The 18160-nt window shown below is 60.7% G+C and carries 15 protein-coding genes and 1 pseudogene; 13 read left to right on the top strand and 3 right to left on the bottom strand.

Going from position 1 to position 18160, the window contains the following annotated elements; all coding sequences use genetic code 11:
* The first annotated feature begins 200 nt into the window (after positions 1 to 200).
* From ku to AC1VXC_RS03755, 9 genes are all read left to right on the top strand, one after another.
* The gene (gene ku, locus AC1VXC_RS03795; protein WP_313493426.1) at positions 201 to 1106 is read left to right on the top strand and encodes a non-homologous end joining protein Ku; all 906 of its coding nucleotides are present in this window, start codon (positions 201 to 203) and stop codon (positions 1104 to 1106) included.
* A gap of 7 nt (positions 1107 to 1113) precedes the next feature.
* Positions 1114 to 1737: a GIY-YIG nuclease family protein gene (locus tag AC1VXC_RS03790; RefSeq protein ID WP_313493411.1), complete on the top strand. Its 624-nt coding sequence runs from the start codon at positions 1114 to 1116 to the stop codon at positions 1735 to 1737.
* A gap of 154 nt (positions 1738 to 1891) precedes the next feature.
* Entirely contained in the window at positions 1892 to 2917 is a 1026-nt protein-coding gene (locus AC1VXC_RS03785) for a ligase-associated DNA damage response exonuclease (protein ID WP_313493427.1), read from the top strand.
* On the top strand, positions 2917 to 4521 hold the full coding sequence (locus tag AC1VXC_RS03780) for an ATP-dependent DNA ligase (protein WP_313493412.1): 1605 nt from the start codon (positions 2917 to 2919) through the stop codon (positions 4519 to 4521). The genes AC1VXC_RS03785 and AC1VXC_RS03780 overlap by 1 nt, the downstream gene beginning before the upstream one ends.
* Entirely contained in the window at positions 4518 to 7004 is a 2487-nt protein-coding gene (locus tag AC1VXC_RS03775) for a ligase-associated DNA damage response DEXH box helicase (protein ID WP_481538065.1), read from the top strand. The genes AC1VXC_RS03780 and AC1VXC_RS03775 overlap by 4 nt, the downstream gene beginning before the upstream one ends.
* Positions 6997 to 7635: a ligase-associated DNA damage response endonuclease PdeM gene (pdeM, locus tag AC1VXC_RS03770; RefSeq protein ID WP_481538064.1), complete on the top strand. Its 639-nt coding sequence runs from the start codon at positions 6997 to 6999 to the stop codon at positions 7633 to 7635. The genes AC1VXC_RS03775 and pdeM overlap by 8 nt, the downstream gene beginning before the upstream one ends.
* Before the next feature lie 236 nt (positions 7636 to 7871).
* On the top strand, positions 7872 to 8120 hold the full coding sequence (locus AC1VXC_RS03765) for a hypothetical protein (RefSeq protein ID WP_313493416.1): 249 nt from the start codon (positions 7872 to 7874) through the stop codon (positions 8118 to 8120).
* Between the two features lie 256 nt (positions 8121 to 8376).
* Complete coding sequence (locus AC1VXC_RS03760) at positions 8377 to 8607, top strand: hypothetical protein (RefSeq protein ID WP_481538063.1); 231 nt, start codon at positions 8377 to 8379, stop codon at positions 8605 to 8607.
* 619 nt (positions 8608 to 9226) lie between these two features.
* The gene (locus tag AC1VXC_RS03755; RefSeq protein ID WP_481538062.1) at positions 9227 to 9508 is read left to right on the top strand and encodes a DUF3247 family protein; all 282 of its coding nucleotides are present in this window, start codon (positions 9227 to 9229) and stop codon (positions 9506 to 9508) included.
* Between the two features lie 88 nt (positions 9509 to 9596).
* On the opposite strand, the gene AC1VXC_RS03750 is transcribed toward AC1VXC_RS03755, so the two are convergent.
* Together AC1VXC_RS03750 and AC1VXC_RS03745 are read right to left on the bottom strand one after the other, a co-directional pair.
* The gene (locus AC1VXC_RS03750) at positions 9597 to 9857 is read right to left on the bottom strand and encodes a hypothetical protein (RefSeq protein WP_481538061.1); all 261 of its coding nucleotides are present in this window, start codon (positions 9855 to 9857) and stop codon (positions 9597 to 9599) included.
* 168 nt (positions 9858 to 10025) lie between these two features.
* Positions 10026 to 12671, bottom strand: coding sequence for a bifunctional diguanylate cyclase/phosphodiesterase (locus tag AC1VXC_RS03745; RefSeq protein ID WP_481538060.1), 2646 nt, complete (start codon positions 12669 to 12671; stop codon positions 10026 to 10028).
* Positions 12672 to 13224: 553 nt separating this feature from the next.
* Here AC1VXC_RS03745 and ligD point away from each other — a divergent pair.
* From ligD to AC1VXC_RS03725, 4 genes and pseudogenes are all read left to right on the top strand, one after another.
* Entirely contained in the window at positions 13225 to 15753 is a 2529-nt protein-coding gene (gene ligD / locus AC1VXC_RS03740; protein ID WP_481538105.1) for a DNA ligase D, read from the top strand.
* Positions 15754 to 15849: 96 nt separating this feature from the next.
* A complete protein-coding gene (locus AC1VXC_RS03735) occupies positions 15850 to 16041 on the top strand; it encodes a hypothetical protein (RefSeq protein ID WP_313171938.1) in 192 nt (63 codons plus the stop codon).
* A 923-nt stretch (positions 16042 to 16964) separates the two neighbouring features.
* A pseudogene (locus AC1VXC_RS03730) lies at positions 16965 to 17264 on the top strand (SDR family oxidoreductase); the annotation flags it as partial.
* A gap of 93 nt (positions 17265 to 17357) precedes the next feature.
* A complete protein-coding gene (locus tag AC1VXC_RS03725; RefSeq protein WP_481538059.1) occupies positions 17358 to 17726 on the top strand; it encodes a nuclear transport factor 2 family protein in 369 nt (122 codons plus the stop codon).
* A 61-nt stretch (positions 17727 to 17787) separates the two neighbouring features.
* Here AC1VXC_RS03725 and AC1VXC_RS03720 read toward each other — a convergent pair whose 3' ends face one another.
* Positions 17788 to 17982 (bottom strand): hypothetical protein, encoded by a 195-nt coding sequence (locus AC1VXC_RS03720; protein ID WP_481538058.1) that lies wholly within the window; start codon positions 17980 to 17982, stop codon positions 17788 to 17790.
* Positions 17983 to 18160: the final 178 nt, after the last annotated feature.

Raw genomic sequence — 18160 nt, 5'->3', positions numbered from 1 at the left:
GGGTCAGAAGGCGACGACGGGCATGGTTGTCGGGTCGTCGTTCTGTGAAGAATCATGTCATCAAGTGGGTTCTGCAACGCCACGTTGTTCTAAAATCGCTCAAGTGGTTGCGCATTCATTGTTTTCGTGGACATATCTTCACGAAGAATTTAGGTGGACTTGGCCAGCGTTGGCATTTCACCTTTATCGGCCAGGTCGCCATGGCACGCCCTATCTGGACTGGAACCCTGTCATTTGGCTTATTGAACATTCCTGTTTCGCTGATGTCTGGCGAACGGCGTGTGGATTTGAGTTTCCGCATGCTGGACTCCCGCGACAAGAAGCCCATTCGTTTCGAACGGGTGAATGCGGATACCGGCGAGGAAGTGCCCTGGAAGGATATCGTCAAGGCGTTCGAGTACGACAAAGGCAGCTACGTGGTGGTCGAGAAAGAGGATATCGCCTCTGCTGCGCCACAGACGCATGAGTCGGTTGATGTGGAAGCCTTCGTCGACCGCGACGAGATTGGCATGCGGTTCTTTGAGAAGCCCTACATCCTGGTGCCTGGCAAGAAGGCGGAAAAGGGGTATGTGCTGCTGCGTGAGACGCTGAAAAGCACCGGCAAAGTCGGCGTCGCGCGGGTAGTGATCCGGACGCGGGAGTATCTGTGTGCCGTTGTTCCCGAGGATGATGCGCTGGTGTTGATGATGCTGCGTTACCCGCAGGAGCTGGTGGAACCGGACGACTACAAGCTACCCACCGGCAAGCCCAGTGACTATCGCATCGCGCCGAAGGAAATGCAGATGGCCAAGGATCTCATTACATCCATGGAGGCGCATTGGAAGCCGGAGACATATCACGACGAGTTCCGTACACGCTTGGAGGCGATCATCAAGAAGCGAATCAAAGCGAAAGGTGCCACCACGAAGATCGTGGAGCATGAAGCGGACGGTCACGAAGATGCCGCGACCAATGTCGTTGACTTCATGGCACTGCTGCAGAAGAGTCTGGAGAGCAATCGCCGTACACCCGCCCAAAAGAAGTCGGCAGCCAAAAAATCTGCCAGGAAGGCGACCGCGAAGGTGGCGAAGAAGGCCGCGAAGAAGGCGGTACGCAAGACGTCCTGACAGCCCCATGAGCAGGCGAATCGTACCGCTGGAGGGGCTGGGTACCGGCCCGCGGGGACAGACGTTTCTCTACATGTTTCCGGTTGCTGGTGAGGATTTTGGCAAATTGGGCATCGCGCGGGATCCTCTGGTTCGGTTGCAGGCATTCTCCCGCAGGTATTACGACTTCTTCGATCTGACGCAAGGCTGGTTGGTGGAGGCCGAATCCATAGGCGAAGCGCGCAGCTGGGAAACTCGCTTGAAGCGGCTGTTGAGACTCCATGCAGCACCTGCGCCGATCGAAGTGCCTTCGCGCGCCGGTGGCAGGACGGAATGGTTTCGCGGCGCCTCCCCGCAGTTGGTAGAGGCGCGGGAGCAACTGGCGGCGCAGGGATTTCAGGTTCACGCGCCGCTAGCGAACTGGATTGCCGACCAGTTATTGCCCTGGCGCGATCAACTGGATGGGCTGGAACGTCGCATGATCGCAGAGCTTGGAGCCGTGGAGAACTGGCCTGCGGCATGGGCCCACCCGGTATTGGCCGCGCTGCGGGACGCGTTGGACGCCTGCGCCGTGATGCGGCTTTCGCTGGACGGCGTTGTCTCGCCATCCCTGCAGGCGTGGCATAGGCGCAACAGCCTTTCGCCCTCATGATCGAAATTCGTTCAAACGCCCAATCAGCCACTTTGTCGGCATTGGTTATCGCCAACTATCTGGGTGACCCCCATATTCCGAACCTCTCACGTTGTTTCTGCGTGACGCGCGAAAGGCAGGGCCTCATGAAGCCTTACCATCGCCATGGCACATTGTGGTCAGCTCAATCGTAGGAACGCGCGTGGCTAACGGCGATCTCATCGTACTGAGACCTGAAGGCATGTATTGCCCGGCAGGTGATTTTTACATTGATCCGTCCAGACCGGTCGGGTGTGCGGTCATTACGCATGGGCATGGCGATCATGCGCGGGCAGGCATGGGGTGCTATCACCTTGCCACCGCCGGCCTGCCTATCCTGGAGTGGCGCCTCGGTGTCCAGCACTACATCTGCCATGCCTACGGCGAGCATTTCAGGTTGGGGGCGGCGACGGTGTCCTTGCACCCGGCGGGCCATGTACTGGGCTCTGCCCAGGTGCGGATCGAGGTGGACGGGCAGGTGTGGGTCGCTTCGGGTGACTACAAGCGTCAGCCTGATCCGACCTGCACGCCGTTCGAACCGGTGCGCTGCGATACGTTCATCACCGAATGTACGTTCGGCTTACCGATCTATCGCTGGCCTGAAACCGCCGGGGTGGTCGCCGAGATCGCTGCGTGGCGAGATGAATGTGCTGCGCATGGAGAAGCGGCGATCCTGTACTGCTACGCCTTGGGCAAAGCACAACGGGTGCTTGCCGAACTGCTGTCCCTCGGTGAGGCAGCGCCGGTGTGGTTGCACGGTGCAGTGGAGGCGGGCGTGCAGGTTTATCGACGCGCCGGCGTTGCCATGATTGAGACCCAACGCGTGGCCGACGCAGCACGCGGAGCGGAGTTCGCCGGGCGTCTGGTCATCGCACCACCGTCAGCAGCAGGCAGCAGCTGGCTGCGTCGTTTCCGCCGCGCCCAGCAGGGTTTCGCCTCAGGGTGGATGCAACTGCGCGGCAACCGCCGCCGCGGCAGCTATGACCGCGGCTTCGTCCTGTCCGATCATGCCGATTGGCCTGGGTTGCTGCAGACCGTGCAGCAATCCGGTGCGCGCCATGTGATTGCTACCCACGGCAGTACCGATGCCTTGGTTCGTACGCTCAACGAAAAGGGACTGACGGCGACCACCTTTGCCCTGCCGCGTGGCGAGGAGGACTGATGCACGCATTCGCTTCGCTGTATCAGCGACTGGACCGCAGTACCTCGCTGCTGGAGAAACGCGCCGCATTGATCGACTACTTCCGCGTTGCGCCGATTGAAGATGCGGTATGGGCGTTGTGGTTGTTGACTGGGGGAAAGGTCGGCGGGGCGAAGGCGCGTATCGCCAGCAGTGCCGAACTGCGGCAGTGGGTGGCGCAGGAGAGTGGGCTGCCGGATTGGCTGGTGGAAGCCAGTTATGAGCAGGTGGGTGATCTGGCGGAAACGCTGGCCTTGTTGCTGGCTGATCCAGCTGCTGCAGCGGTGGATATGGGGCTTGGGCAATGGATCCAACAGCGCCTCCTGCCGGCGGCCAACGCGCCGCCGGAACAGCGCCGGGCGGTGGTCGTCGACGCATGGCGGCAGCTTCCGATGCGTGAGCGGTTTGTCTTCAACAAGCTGCTGACCGGCGCGTTGCGGGTCGGGGTGTCACAGGGCGTGGTGCAGCAGGCACTGGCGGAACTGACGGGGTTGGATGTCTCGTTGATAGCCCAACGTATGCTCGGCTTCAGCTCGCCAACTGTGGGCTTCATGCAAGCGTTGCTCGCGGGCGGGCCACAGCCCGGTGATAGCGCCTTGCCGTATCCCTTCTTCCTTGCCTCCGCACTGGAGGGCGAGCCTGCCTCATTGGGGGCCATCGACGATTGGTTGCTGGAGTGGAAATGGGACGGGATCCGTGTGCAGCTGATCCGCCGCGGCGCCGACATGGTTTTATGGTCCCGCGGGGAGGAGCGCATGGACGGGCGATTCCCGGAAATCGAGGCGGACCTGGCGCGGCTCGGCCAGGATGCCCTCATTGACGGCGAGCTGCTGGCCTGGCGGGGCGACGAGGACAAGCCGCTGCCATTCACTGCCTTGCAGACCCGCATACAGCGGCGCAAGCCCGGGCCGAAGGTGCTTGCGCAGACACCTGTGCGGGTGATGGCCTACGACCTGCTGGAGCTGGACGGGCGGGACCTGCGTGAACTGGAACTGCAGCGCAGAAGGCAGTTGCTGGCCGAACTGCTGAGCAGGCACGACTCGCCTCTGCTGCAACTCTCGCCGCAGATCCATGTTCAGGATTGGCATGCAGCCGCGCAGCTGCGCGATGAAGCGCGCCAGCGCGGAGTTGAAGGCTTCATGCTCAAGCGCCGACAGTCGCCGTATCGGCATGGGCGCAAGCGCGGCGACTGGTGGAAATGGAAGGTGGATCCGCTCACCGTCGACGCGGTGATGATTTACGCACAGAGCGGTCATGGGCGGCGCAGCACCTTGTACACCGACTACACCTTTGGCCTCTGGGATGGCGACAAGCTCGTGCCGGTTGCCAAGGCGTACTCAGGATTGAGCGACAAGGAGATCCTGGAGCTTGATCGCTGGATACGAGCACATACCACCGAGCGCTTTGGTCCGGTACGGGCGGTTGAGCCACTGCAGGTGTTCGAACTGGGCTTCGAGGCAGTCAATCTGTCGGCACGACACAAGTCCGGGGTGGCAGTTCGCTTTCCGCGCATCCTGCGCTGGCGCCGCGACAAGCCTGCCAACGAAGCCGATGTGCTTGAGAGCCTGCGTGGGGTGGCGCGGTGAGCGCCGGCCGCGTTGTCGGCACAAAGCGCTTCGAACAACCGTTGACGCAGTGGTTTGCGCTGCGTGGCTGGAAACCCGCCCCGTTCCAGCGGGAGGTCTGGCGGCGCTACCGCGAGGGTCAGTCTGGCCTGTTGGTGACGCCAACCGGTAGCGGCAAGACCCTGGCGATGATAGGCGGCCCCTTGCTGCAGGCGATGATGGAACTGACGGCGGTTGGAGAGAAACGGAAGCAACATCCAAGCACGGCCAACGCCCGCGTGCAGGTGTTGTGGATCACGCCGTTGCGGGCGCTGGCCAGCGACACGGTTCAGGCCCTGCGGCAGCCTATCGAGGGGCTGGGCCTGCCGTGGACCGTAGCCATGCGTACCGGCGACGCCAGTACCCGCGACAAACGCCTGGCACGGCAGGGGAAGGCGGATGTGCTGGTGATAACCCCCGAATCATTGGCGTTGCTGCTGAGCTACCCCGATACGCTGGAACAGCTCGCTCATCTCCAGGCCATCGTTGTCGACGAATGGCATGCGTTGCTGAACAACAAGCGTGGCGTGCTGCTGCAGCTGTGTTTGGCCAGGCTGCGTGAACGGCGGCCAGGCGTGCGCATCTGGGGGCTGTCTGCGACGCTGGGAAATCTTGAAGAGGCTCGGCAGGTATTGCTTCCGCATCTGCGCGATGCCGCGCTGGTGCGCGCTGCGGTACCGCGGACCCTGCACATGAAAACCCTGCTGCCGCCGCAGGGTGAACACTTCCCGTGGGCAGGCCACCTTGGTCTGTCACAGGTGCAAGCAGTGGTGGATCAGATCGCGCAGGCGCGCACCACCTTGTTGTTCACCAACACCCGCGCCCAGGCAGAGCTGTGGTACGAGGCGTTGCAGGCGGTATGGCTTGACGATGGCCAGGCGCTGGCGCTGCACCATGGCTCGCTGGATCCTAGCCTGCGCCAGCAGGTGGAGCAGGGCTTGCGGGAAGAGCGCGTCCGCTGCGTGGTAGCTACATCGAGCCTCGACCTTGGTGTTGATTTCCCCACGGTGGACCAGGTCATACAGCTGGGAAGTCCCAAGGGTATGGCACGGCTACTGCAGCGCGCTGGACGTTCGCGGCACCGGCCGGGTGAGGCAGGGAGCATCGTCTGCGTACCCACGCATGCGCTTGAACTGGCCGAGTTCGCGGCCGTGCGGCAGGCGCTGCGTGCAGGCGACGTGGAGTCCCGGCGGCCGTTGACATTGTCGCTGGACGTGCTCGCCCAACATTGCGTAACCCTTGCGTTGGCGGGTGGCTTCGATTCTGACCAACTACTGGCAGAGGTGCGAACAACATATGCTTTTGCCGATCTATCATTGGATGACTGGACGCAGGTGCTGCAGTTCATTACCCAAGGCGGCAACGCCTTGCAGCACTACCCTGAGTACTGCCGCGTCATCCGCGATGTGGAGGGTATCTACAAGGTGATTGATCGCCGTGTGGCGCTTCGACACCGGCTTTCCATTGGCACGATCAGCAGTGATGGTGCGTTGCTTGTACGCATGGCACGGGGTGGGGCACTCGGTAGCGTGGAAGAAAGCTTCCTGTCCCGTTTGCGGCCGGGTGATCTGTTCCAGTTTGCCGGCCGTACCCTGCGCCTGCTGCGCTTGCAGGACATGACCGCCTATGTGCGCCCAGCCAGGCAGAGCGGCGGCGTGGTCCCACGATGGCAGGGCGGGCGAATGCCGATGTCCACGGACCTGGCTGCACATGTGGCGGAGGTGCTTGCCAACCCGCCAGTGACGCCCGAGCTGCGCGCCTTGCGCCCGCTGCTGGCACTGCAGTCCCGCCTGTCTGCAATGCCAGCCCATGGCCAATTGCTGGCAGAGCAGATCAAGACGCGGGAAGGTTTGAACCTGTTCCTGTATCCGTTCGCGGGCAGGGCCGTGCACGAGGGACTCGCTGCCGTGCTTGCCTTGCGCTGGAGCCGGCGAGTAGCAGCTACCTTTTCATTCTCGGTGAACGATTATGGGCTGGTGGTGACCGCAACTTCGGTGCATGCGTTGGATGAAGCGGCCCTGGCCAGTCTATTGGAGCCGGACGCGCTGCTGCAGGACCTGAGTGAGGCAGTGAACATGAGTGAACTGGCACGAAGGCAATTCCGGGAAATTGCCCGGGTGGCGGGACTGTTGCCACCGTCCATTCCGGGGCGCGCCCTGCGCAGCCTTCGCCAACTGCAGGCGTCGAGCAGCCTGCTTTACGACGTGCTCCGTCAGTACGATCCCGGACACATGCTGCTGCGTCAGGCCGAGCGCGAAGTTCTGGAGCAGCAGTTGGAGGTGGCGACGTTGCAACAGGTCGTGGCCGAGTGTGCTGCCCGCAAGCTGTTGCTCACCAAACCACGCACGCTGACGCCCTTGTCTTTTCCGCTCTGGGCCGAATCCAGGCGTGGCAGTTTGAGCAGTGAGGATTGGAAGCAGCGGGTCCGCCGCGCAGCGCAGTTGCTGGAAGCGCGGCATGGTTGAACGCCTGCAAATGGTGCTCGCAGGCGAGGCGGTTACGCTGTTGGCGGACCGCGCGCTTTATTGGCCAGCGCGACAACGGCTGATCGTAGCCGACCTGCATCTTGGCAAGGGTGCGGTGATGCGGCGGGCCGGAATCGCCGTGCCCAGCGGCGGTACCCGCAGTGACCTTGCGCGTCTGACCACGTTGCTGGACGCTACCAGGGCGGACTCGCTATGGGTATTGGGTGATTTTCTACATGCTGCACGCTCGGAGGGCAGCGACGCGGCCTGGCAGCAGTTCCGTCAGGCGCACTCGCAGCTGGCAATGGCTGTCGTGCCCGGCAACCATGATCGTGCCCTGGATGCCGACGCTGCGGATGTGGAGCTGATTCCCGACGGTACCTGCGATGGTCCTTTCAATTTCCGCCACGCGCCTGGGGAGCCGGACGGAGCGTCTGGTTACACGCTTTGCGGCCATCTGCACCCGGTGTTCAAGTTGCCAGCGATGCGTGCGCATCCGCTGTTCTGGATCGGCGATCGATGTACCGTCCTGCCAGCGTTCTCGCTGTTCACTGGCGGATTGCGGGTCGAGCGCCGCCAGGTGCTGGGCAGCGTGCTTTGCAACGGACGGGATCTTCTGAAGCTGGAGTAATCGTGTTGGCCAGAGCACTGATCTCGATCACAGGGCAGCGGCCTGCCGTTTGTTCAAGTCTCCATCGAAGCAACTGTCGTTCGCCGCTGAGCACCTTCGCTTGACGCGAGGAATGTTGAGATAGATCACACATCGAGGTTTTTTCCAGCCATTTTTGCTCGACCTTCACATGCGCGATCCTATATACGACCAGCCGGAAAACAGGGGCAACATCAGGAGACTAAGCTGTGAAAAGCATGAAACTCTATCTGGAAGGGCCAGGGCGAGAGAGGCGTCCTGTCAAGGTCGTTTCGACAGAGAGAAAGAGCTTGAGAACCATGCTGGATGTACCCGGCAGGCGCGCAGTGGCCGCCGGATTGGGTCGCATGGTCGAGGTGAACACCTTGATGGACGACGAGGGAAACCTTGCACAGCAGATTGATAGCGAGGGCTTCAGATACAGGTTCAATGGATCTGAATTGCCTTGGTCATTGATCGTCGGTTGATTCTGGCGGGCCCCGGGAGGGGCCCGCTTTTCTTGCTCAGGTTACCAGCGTCGCAACGCGGAAGGCGATTGGAACTACAGATTGAGGTAGCTGAGTCCGAGTGCCAGCGCTCCCACATGAACGGCAGCCCTTTCTAAACGACGATATCCCGGTGATCGCAGTCCGGCGCTGAATTCAGGCGCGTGTTTGCTGTATACCAGTGATGCTAGTACAGGGTGGATCCCGCATAGGGAGAAGTATCTTGAACGGATTGAGCATGTTCCTGGAAGGTCCAGGGCTGGAACGTCGCGCGGTGCAGTTGCTGCGAACTGAACGCGTTCCGCTTGATACCTTGCTGCATCACGCGACAAGCAGGGCGGCGGTAGCGTTGATCGATCTCCATATCTTGATTGACAACCGGGGCAACGTCGCCACGCAGGTCGACCATGAAGGCCTGCGCTACCGCTTTCCCGAATCCAATGCCCCGTGGGCGTTGATTGTCGGCTGAAGTCCATAGGTAGCGGGTGGGATCCGCTACCGCTACCGCTGACGCGTTCAAATGCCGGGAGACCACCACCTGTCTTTACACCAAGGTTTGGGCCCGCGAGCTTTGGCTGCGTCGCCGTCACTCGGGCGTGTTTCCTTCATAGACCCGTTGATGGTGTAGAAAGCCATCGCCGCATCGCGCTGTTGGTAAGTGACCAAAGACTGGCGCGGGTCGCAGCCCCGACCCACGCCAATCTGGTCAATCGGGCGCCTTCGCAGGAACAAACGGAGACACCGGGTCGCTGGCCGGGAAAGTTTTCTCCAACGCCTCATCCTGATTTGAACTCTCATGATCTTTGCGCTTGCGACGCTCATGGCTTGACTCGGGGCAGTCACGTTCCTCGGAAGGCTCTGGCGGGTCCTTGCGGTCTCGTATCATTTTGATGGCTCCTGGCGTTGAACGGTGCCTGCAATGAGGTTGCGTCGCTGGCAACGCAGAATCTGATCTACGTGCTGCTAGCAATGTGTGGAGAACTGGCAGGGCGTTGTGAAGAGATCGCTCATTGACCGCAACCGGCCTTTATTCAGGGTTAGCACCTGACCGCGTAGGGTGGCAGCAAGGTCAATCAGAGGATACGGCGATGGCGCGTACGGCACCGCGGGTTCATACAGCTCAAGCAGACATAGAACAGCTCAAGGCCTTGCAGTTGCTGCTGGATGCAGAGCTGGTCGTCGAGCTCCGCATGAAGGACGAAAGCGTATTGAGCGGCACGGTGACGGAACGACCCGCCGTGCAGCAGTTTCGCGGCCCCGATGAGCAGGAAGGAACGAATGGCCAGGTTTCACTTGACGTGCCCGGTGAGGGCGTCAGGTTGCTATGGCTGGATGAGATTGAGCACGTAACGCGCTTGGGGAGCAATTGATCAAATGGCTCCGTCATCGGCGAACTGAGGTGGCGGAAAATTCCACGTTTGATATCTATCAGGTTGATCTATAGACGGACAATACTGATTAGACAAAGAGTGCCGTTTCGGTGACACCGAACTGCACTGCAAGCCTGGCCAGCTCATTGGCAGCGGCAGCTGCGTCACCATGCTGCGATACGGTATCAAGTATGTCGCGATAGGCTTCCCAGAACTCTGGCCCGCTTCCATGCTGTTTGTAGGATGCATGCAGATGCATCCACTGCTCGGTTGAAAGTACCTGTGCGCAGAGTCCCATGATCAGATGGCCTGGATGATCGATGCCAATGCTGCGCCGAATACGAAACACAACAGTGCGATTCTTCGCGGAAGGGTCCGTGCAGCAATCATGGTGCTGGCTCCGTTCGGGTTTACCAGCATGCTGCCAAGTGCGGGGTTAAGCGCTCGTCCCCGGCGCCCTCTGTTTTGCGAAGGCTTCTTCACACCTGGCGGCTGCCGACGAAGGCGCGGGTGGAGGCTAACGCTGGAACTTCACCCGCTCAGGACGATGCAGGCCAAAACCCTGGGCGTAGTCCACGCCCAGGGAACGCGTCGCCTCGCACAGATGCCCGGAGCTCACCCCTTCGGCCACGACCTTGAGGCCGCGCTGGTGGCCGATCTTGGCGATGGCGCTGATGATGGTATGGCTGATCGGATCTGTATCCAGGTCAACAATGAAGCTGCGGTCGATCTTGATCAGGTCCAAAGGCAGATTTTTGAGATAGCCGAAAGACGACATGCCCGCGCCAAAATCATCCAGGGCGATGCTGCATCCGGCACAGCGCAGGCGCTCAACGATGCTCGCCACTTTGACCAGGTTGCGGACTGCGACGGTTTCGGTGACTTCGAAGCAAAGCTGCTGTGGTGGTACCCCGTGTTCTGCGATGCAGCCCAGGATGAAGTCTGCCAAACCTTCGTCCTCGATGCTGGCGCCTGACAGGTTGATTGCACAGCTGCCCAGGGTCTGCGCGGTGGGGTGGAGGTTGCTGAAGTTTGATAGGGCTTTGCGGATCACCCAGCGGTCGATCGCCGGCATCAAGCCATAGCGCTCGGCGGCGGGGAGAAAGACGCCCGGCAGCACGATGCTGCCCTCTTCATCACGCAGGCGCAGCAGCAGCTCGATGTGGGTAGCGGTGTCCGCGCCGGTGAGAGAGATGATCTCCTGGTAGTCAAGCAGCAGGCGGTCCTGTTCCATCGCCCAGCGCAGCCGGTTGACCCATTCCATTTCCCCCTGGCGCCTGCTGGTCTCGTCGTCCTCACGGTAGACGTGGACGCGGTTGCGCCCGTTCTCCTTGGCCAGGTAGCAGGCTGTGTCTGCCCAAGCCAGCAGATCCTTCAGTGTGGGCAACTGCTGGTCGATCACGACCATGCCGATACTGCAGCTGACCTTGTAGCTGCGCTCCTGCCAGGCGAACAGCAGGGTTTCGATGCTCCTGCGGATCTGTTCTGCCAACTGCAGTGCCCCGTCGGCATTTGCGTGGAAGGTCAGCAATCCGAATTCATCCCCACCCAGACGAGCGAGGACGTCGCCGCTGCGCAGCTGCTGGCGCATGATCAACGCGAGTTGCTCCAGCAGCTGGTCGCCGGCCATATGCCCGGACACGTCATTGATAAGCTTGAACTGGTCAAGGTCGATGTACAGCAATGCCCACATGCCGTTGATCGCTGTTGCGGACCGGCTCTTCAGTATCTCTTCCAAACGTCGCTCGAACTCGCGGCGGTTGTAAAGGCCGGTCAGCGCATCGTGTGCGGCCTGGTAGCTCAGACGATCGGTCAGTTCGCGCTGTTCGGAGTTGTCGGTTGCCACCAACAATAGATGTGGGGTCCCATCCACATCCACTTCGGCCATGGAGGCATTTGCCCAGAAGCTGGCGCCATCTGCCCCTCGCAGCTCGGTCTCAAGCCTGTTCCAGCCGCTGCGCAGATCCGCCGGATCTAGGGCCCTGGCCTGCAGTTGTTGATCAAGAAACAGCGAAGACAGTTGCGAACCGGTGGGGTCACCCAGACGCTTGCGTGCTGCCTGGTTGGCGTACACGATCTTCCAGTCGCGGGCATCGACCACCAGCACCAGCGCTGGCAGTAGTTCATTCAACGCACGAAAGCGCAGCTCGCTCTCGCGGTAGCGGGAGCTCATCTGCGCCCCCAAGGCCAGTGCCTTGCGTCGCGTTACCGCCAGCGACCACAACAATGCCGCCAACAGCAGGCTGATGATGGTTCCGGCGATGATGATGGTATCCAGCCGGCCGAGGGCGAAGGGCTGCGGGCGGGGCTGCATCTCCAGATGCCAGCGTCTGCCGCCGAAATCCAGTTGACGGTGCTGCGCAGGCAAGCCGGCAGCGACCATCGTGCCGGAATCGTAGAATGGCAGGGCACGCACATCGGTATCGCGGATTCTTATCCGGAAGCCATCCAGGATGGGGGCTTCCAGCGCGCTTTCGATCAATGGCTGCAAGCGGATGCCGATGGCCAGTGCACCGATCTCCCGAGCCTGGCGCTCACTTGCCGACGCCGGCGTTGGACCTTTGGAATACACCGGCAGGCGAAGCGTAACACCCAGCGGACTCTGTCCTGGAGACGCGTGTTGGCGCAGGGCAAACGGGGCTGAAACAGTGACGGTGTCGGTATCCCTGGCGCGCAGCAGGGCTGCCAGGTTGGCCGGCTGGGTGACCATGTCAAAGCCCAACAGACTGGTATTGCTCTGATAGGGCGATACGAACTCGTAGCGGTAAGCCGCGTTGTCGGTTTGCGGTCGGTCGACCTGGGCACGCCGCGCAAACGCGATGGAAGTGTAGGCCTCGCTACCATCGTGCAAACGCGCGTAGTACTGGCTGAAGCCGGTCTGATCCATCCTGTCGTTGGCCAGAAAGACGGTCTGCATCGCGCGCAGGATCGATGCTGCACGTTCAAGCGGTACCTGCAGTTGCGCAACGCTGGTGTCGGCCAGTGCTCGGCGCGCGTCTGCGGCCCGATGCTGCAGATCGGACCATTCGCGATACGCGATGATCGCCGTGCAGGTCAGGCCGAACAACAGGCCTGCAACCGCCCACGCAAGCGGCGTAAAGGTGCCGCCACGAGCGGGCAAGGCATGCGCGGGTTCTTCTTGTTCTGGCTGGATGAAGTTCACTTGCCCGTCCGGCTCCTGCGCAATGTTGTGCCATGAGGAACATGCGGCCTGCCGTTTCCCGGCCAGCTGCAAAAAACAGTCAAAACAACGCGAAAGCCACTGTGACGAAACGCCCGGCCCGTCCAGGCCGAGTATGGATATCGGCGCAGGTCCGGCGATCTTGATGGAGCGACGGAGACATTTGCTACGAAGGGGGGGGCGTGAGGTCCGGGAACAAGGTAACGCAATTTGGCTCAAAGGCAGTCATCGCGCAGATACCTGATTTCACACCACCATAGCCACTCCTAGACTCGGCGCTGACGTTGAAGGCGTAGATTGCCTATCAAAGCATCCATCCAACCTGGATCGGACACCGTCTGGAGCGCCCCATGAGCGATGACAAACACGTCTTTGCCCGATCAGCTGGAGTCAGACCCACCCCAATCAGGTTGGTGAGGTCAAACAGGGGCGCAGCGCAGCGGATCCTGGCTACAAACGGCTGTGTCGAATTGTGGAGGCATCGAAACCCGGTGCTGCTGCAGTGCAGCGTTGCCTGCGCGAGATGGGCACCAAGATGAGCTTGATCGACTACCGTCGCAAACGCCGCTTCGAACATACGCGTGAACCTGAACCGGGCAAGTCGTTGCCAAAGGGACGACGTGCAATCTTCGTCGTGCAGCTGCACCACGCGAGTCGACGTCATTATGACTTCCGCCTGCAGGTTGGCGACACGCTGAAGAGCTGGGCGGTGCCCAAGGGGCCCAGCTACGATCCCTCGGTGAAAAGAATGGCGGTCGAGGTGGAAGACCATCCCGTCGCCTATGCAGATTTCGAGGGGGAAATCGCCAAGGGCCAGTATGGCGGCGGGCATGTGGCGCAGTTTGACCATGGCATCTGGGCAACCGAAGGCGACCCAGAGACGCAGTTGGCCAAGGGACATCTGCGGTTTGAACTGTTTGGCAACAAGTTGAAAGGCGGCTGGCACCTTGTGCGCTCGGGCAAGCCTGCGCGTCAACCGCAATGGTTGTTGTTCAAGGATCGTGACGCGTTTGCCGGTGATCTGGAAGCCGACGACCTGCTGGCCGATGTGACACCGGCGCCGGAAAGCGACAAACAACGCGCCGGGCGCGGCAAGACCGAAAAGCAGCAGTTGGTGACCGTGCCAGTGAAGTCGAGTCGGCGCAAGGATTGGTCGAAACGTGCATTGTCCTTGGAGGGCGCTCGCAGGGGCAGGGTGCCGACAGGACCTTTCCAACCGCAACTGGCAAAGCTGGGCCAGACTCCGCCCAAGGGAGAGCTGTGGCTGCACGAGCTCAAGTGGGATGGTTATCGCATCCTGGTCACCGTGGCAGACGGCAAGGTACGCCTTTGGTCACGCAATGCCCTGGAATGGACGGATCGACTGCCCGAGGTCCGCGAAGCACTGGAAGGGCTGCAGCTCGACTCGGCATCGTTGGATGGCGAGCTGATCGCTGCACGCGGGGCACAAGAGGATTTCAACCTGCTGCAGGCGACCCTCTCGGGAGAGCGGCACGGCCGGCTCACCCTGATGCTGTTTGATCTACTGCACCTGCAAGGCGTAGATGTCGCCAACGCGCCGCTGATTGAACGCAAGGCACTGTTGCAGGACCTGCTGAAGGGCGCATCGCCGCTTCTCGCGTTCAGCGCGCATGTGGACACGGATGGCGAGACGGCATTCCAGGTGGCGTCAGAACAGCACTATGAAGGGGTGATATCCAAGCGTTTGGATCAGCCCTATCACCCAGGTCGCAGCGACGATTGGCGCAAAACCAAACAGCTGGCATCGGATGAGTTCGCCGTGGTGGGTTTCACCGCGCCGAAGGGAGCGCGCACTGGTTTTGGCTCCCTGCTGTTGGCCAGCCCGGATGCCAGCCACGGCTGGCGTTATGCCGGCAGGGTAGGCACCGGGTTCGACGATGCGCTGCTGAAGCAACTGATGCGCAGACTCCGTGGAGGTGGCAGCAAACCGACCGTCCATGTCGGGACCACCGAAACCGATCTGCGCACGGCCAAGTGGTTTGCCCCGCGCTTCGTGGTCGAGGTGTTCTACCGCGGAAGGGGAGGCCAGACCTTGCTGCGGCAACCTTCGTTGAAGGCACTGCGGCTGGACAAGAACGTGAACGATCTCCTCGACAGTGATCGAATGCCCATGACGCGACAGAAAACCACTGGAGCCAAGCGCAGCAAACCGGCGACGAAGGCTGCGAAAGCCATGCTGCCAACGCTGTCCAGCCCCACCAAGCGACTGTTTCCAGCCGACAACATCAGCAAGCAGGACGTCTGGGACTACTATCTGGCAATTGCCGATCATCTGCTGCCGGAAATCGTCGGGCGCCCGTTGTCGGTGATCCGCTGCCCGGCAGGCATTGAACGCCAGTGCTTCTTCCAGAAACACATGACTGCCGGCATCGAGCGTGTATCCACCGTCAAGCTCAAGGAAGAGTCGGGATCACAGGCCGACTATCTGGTAGTCGAGGATCTTGCCGGCTTGATGGAGCTGGTCCAGTTCAACGCCTTGGAGTTCCACCCTTGGGGAGCGAAGGCCGACACACCGGATATCGCCGACAGAGTGGTGTTCGATCTGGATCCGGGGCCCGATGTGCCATTCGCTGAGGTCAAACGCGCCGCCGCGGACATACGAAAGCTGTTGCTTGGCATTGAACTGGAATCCTTTCTGCGCGTATCCGGTGGCAAAGGCCTGCATGTGGTGGTCCCGCTTGCACCGGGGTGTGATTGGGCGTTGACCAAGCGCTTCGCACACAGCTTCGCTGATGCATTGGCCCAGTCTCAGCCGGACCGGTTCCTGGCCACCGCCACCAAGAGCCGCCGAAATCGTCGCATCTTCATCGATTACCTGCGCAACGGGCGAGGTGCAACCGCGGTAGCGTCCTACTCGATGCGGGCGCGTCCCGGTGCGCCGGTGGCGCTGCCTCTTGCATGGAGTGACCTGCCGAAGCTGCACAGGGCCGATGCGTTCACCATCAAGGACGTGCCGACGAAGCTGAAGCGGCGCAGGAAGAATCCATGGGCCGACATGGATACGCTGAAACAAAACCTGTCGCGCTGGGCCAATGACACATAGCCGCAGGCTTCGTGTCACGTTTATCCGGCGCAAAGAGCAAAGAGACTGCGGCCGCTGCACACGAAAGCGCAGCACCTTTCAATCGAGGAAATCACAATGGCGAACAACAAGCCCGCCGTCGGACAGAAAGAGGAAAAGACGCGTGCCGACGGAACCCCAGGTACCGATGCAGCACGCGACCAGGACATGAAGGAGCAGGCCGACCAGAACAAGCAGGAGGAGAAGTTGCGACAGTCCAACCAGATCGACAAGGGGCCATCAGCGTGCAATTCAGGTGGGCGCCGATAGTCGCACCTGCAAGCGTGATCGGCCGGTTCTTGGCGGCGGGCCAGTGCGGCGGTGTTGAAGTATCCGGGAACAGGACGCTCTATTCCGGTTCGGCCAGATGCACCGAAGCAATCCAAACTCGCGCGGCTTCAAGGAAGGCTGACTTTGCCTGCGGATAGCTTGTTTACTTCTCAAGTGGGCTACGCCTCATGGTCAAGCACTGGCGTAAAAAACGAATGATCTAACGGTTCAGAACCGGACGTGTCGCACGCTGCTGGTCATCGATCGCCGGGTGGGGTTTTTTCCGGTGGAGTAGGGGCGGCAACCAATGGCGCGGGCATGCCCAGGACAGCGAGCACTGGCGCGGCAAGCATTTCAAGTTGAGGGCAGGTACACCATGCGATGTGGGTGTAGCGAGCGTTGAGAAGGAAAAATGATCGGGATTTTCATTCTTCCCATCAAATCGCAGCAGTGACAAATGAACTGCAGTGAGTTTTCTTCACATTGCATGACTGCAGACTAACGTTGGCGTGCGCAATGTAGGTGCTGCGATATCACCATCGCGCTGTTAGATGAGGTGAGTTGTGAGCACCCCCACGCCAACCGACCCGAATGCACCTCGCGAACCGGGCACTCCTGACCCGATGCGGGATCCTCGGAATCCTGATCGTCCGAACCCTGATCTGCCAGGCAACGACAATCCCGACTTGCCACCCGATGATCCGGAAAGAGAACCTCCAGTCCCGGACCATCCAGACAAAGACGGCGCAACTTGAGCCCCCTTCCGAGGCATTTGCCAACTGATGCCTGGAAGGCCGAATCAGGTCTGAGTCCAGGAAGTCCGCTGCCAAATCAGCTTTTAGAAAGATGTCGAAGAAGACACTAGGAACGCCCATTGCGACGCGCGGTGAGAGTGAAGGCGGCCGCCGTGCCGCGACGAGCCGCTGATCGACTATTCCTGGGCAAAGGTTGCGATTCATGCCTTCACCAAGGCGCCGGTAGCCGAGTTGCGGACGAGCGGAATGCGTGTGAAAAGGATTTTCCCAGGCCCGGTATGGAAGCCGGTGAACCCTGCTGATAAGCCAGCGAATAATGTCGCTGAGTTCGGTGCTGACAGTGACATGAAGCGACCAGCTCAGTGTGAGGAGTTGTCGCCGGTATACGTGTTTCTGGCCTCTCCTGTTACCACCAGCTACATCAATAGCGTTGTGCTGCCCGCGAAGGGTGTGCCGCATTGGTTATAGATTCTTGGGTATATCCTGTGTCAGGACGGTGCTTCCCACTTGATCGGCCAGCTTGGCACATTCCTTCGAACACTATCGAGAGAGCCGACGCACATGCAGATTCAGAAATACGAAGAGCGACTTCGAGTTGCCATGCTGCAAAGTGATGTAGCTGCGCTCGACGAGCTGATTGACGATGATCTGCTGTTCGTAGGGCCTGGAGGCCAGATCTATACGAAGCAAGATGATCTCCAACTGCATCGCTCGGGCACCCAGCGGATGTCTCAAGCCGACTGGTTGGCTGTCGAAGTGCGCCACTACGGTGCGGTTTGCATCACTGTAGTGACTGCGCAGCTCTCTGGCACGTTCTTGGCGCAACCTTTCTCGGGGCGGTTCCGCTACATCCGCACCTGGGCAGAGCGTGAGGGCATCTGGCGTGTAATTGCAGGTAGCGTGTCCGTCGTTACCGCGGAGAGCCCGTAACAGGTACCGGGGTGCAGCATCCTGCTGCAGTTGATCGCTAGTATTGACGACTTGGATAGTACTACGGGCAGGACGTCATGAAGAGCGTATTGGTGGTATTGCTGCGAGTGGGGCGGCGATGGCGGCGGCTGCGCAACTCACCGACCCGCAGCGATTTCGGGCTGCTCGCCAGGAAATATTCGAGCGGTTTCGGTTTCCATCGCGCGATGGTGCTGCCTTCACCGTTGCTCAGGTGCGAGTGGTGAAACAGCTGCACGGACGGTTCGATGGTATGCAGCAACCTGGGCCGCGCTGAATGGCACAGGCTTCAGACGATGCATTCCGGTACTGCGTAGGGCCTGGGCCAAGTTGGTATCTGGCCATTTCGGTTTCAAGACGCAATGGCTTCCAATGAAATGTCGACTGGGTGGTACGCCCTTTGGACGAGGGCCGCA

This window comes from Stenotrophomonas sp. STEN033 (assembly GCF_056856655.1).
The sequence above is the reverse complement of the archived record's forward strand: the minus strand, read 5'-3'. Positions and strand labels throughout refer to the sequence as shown.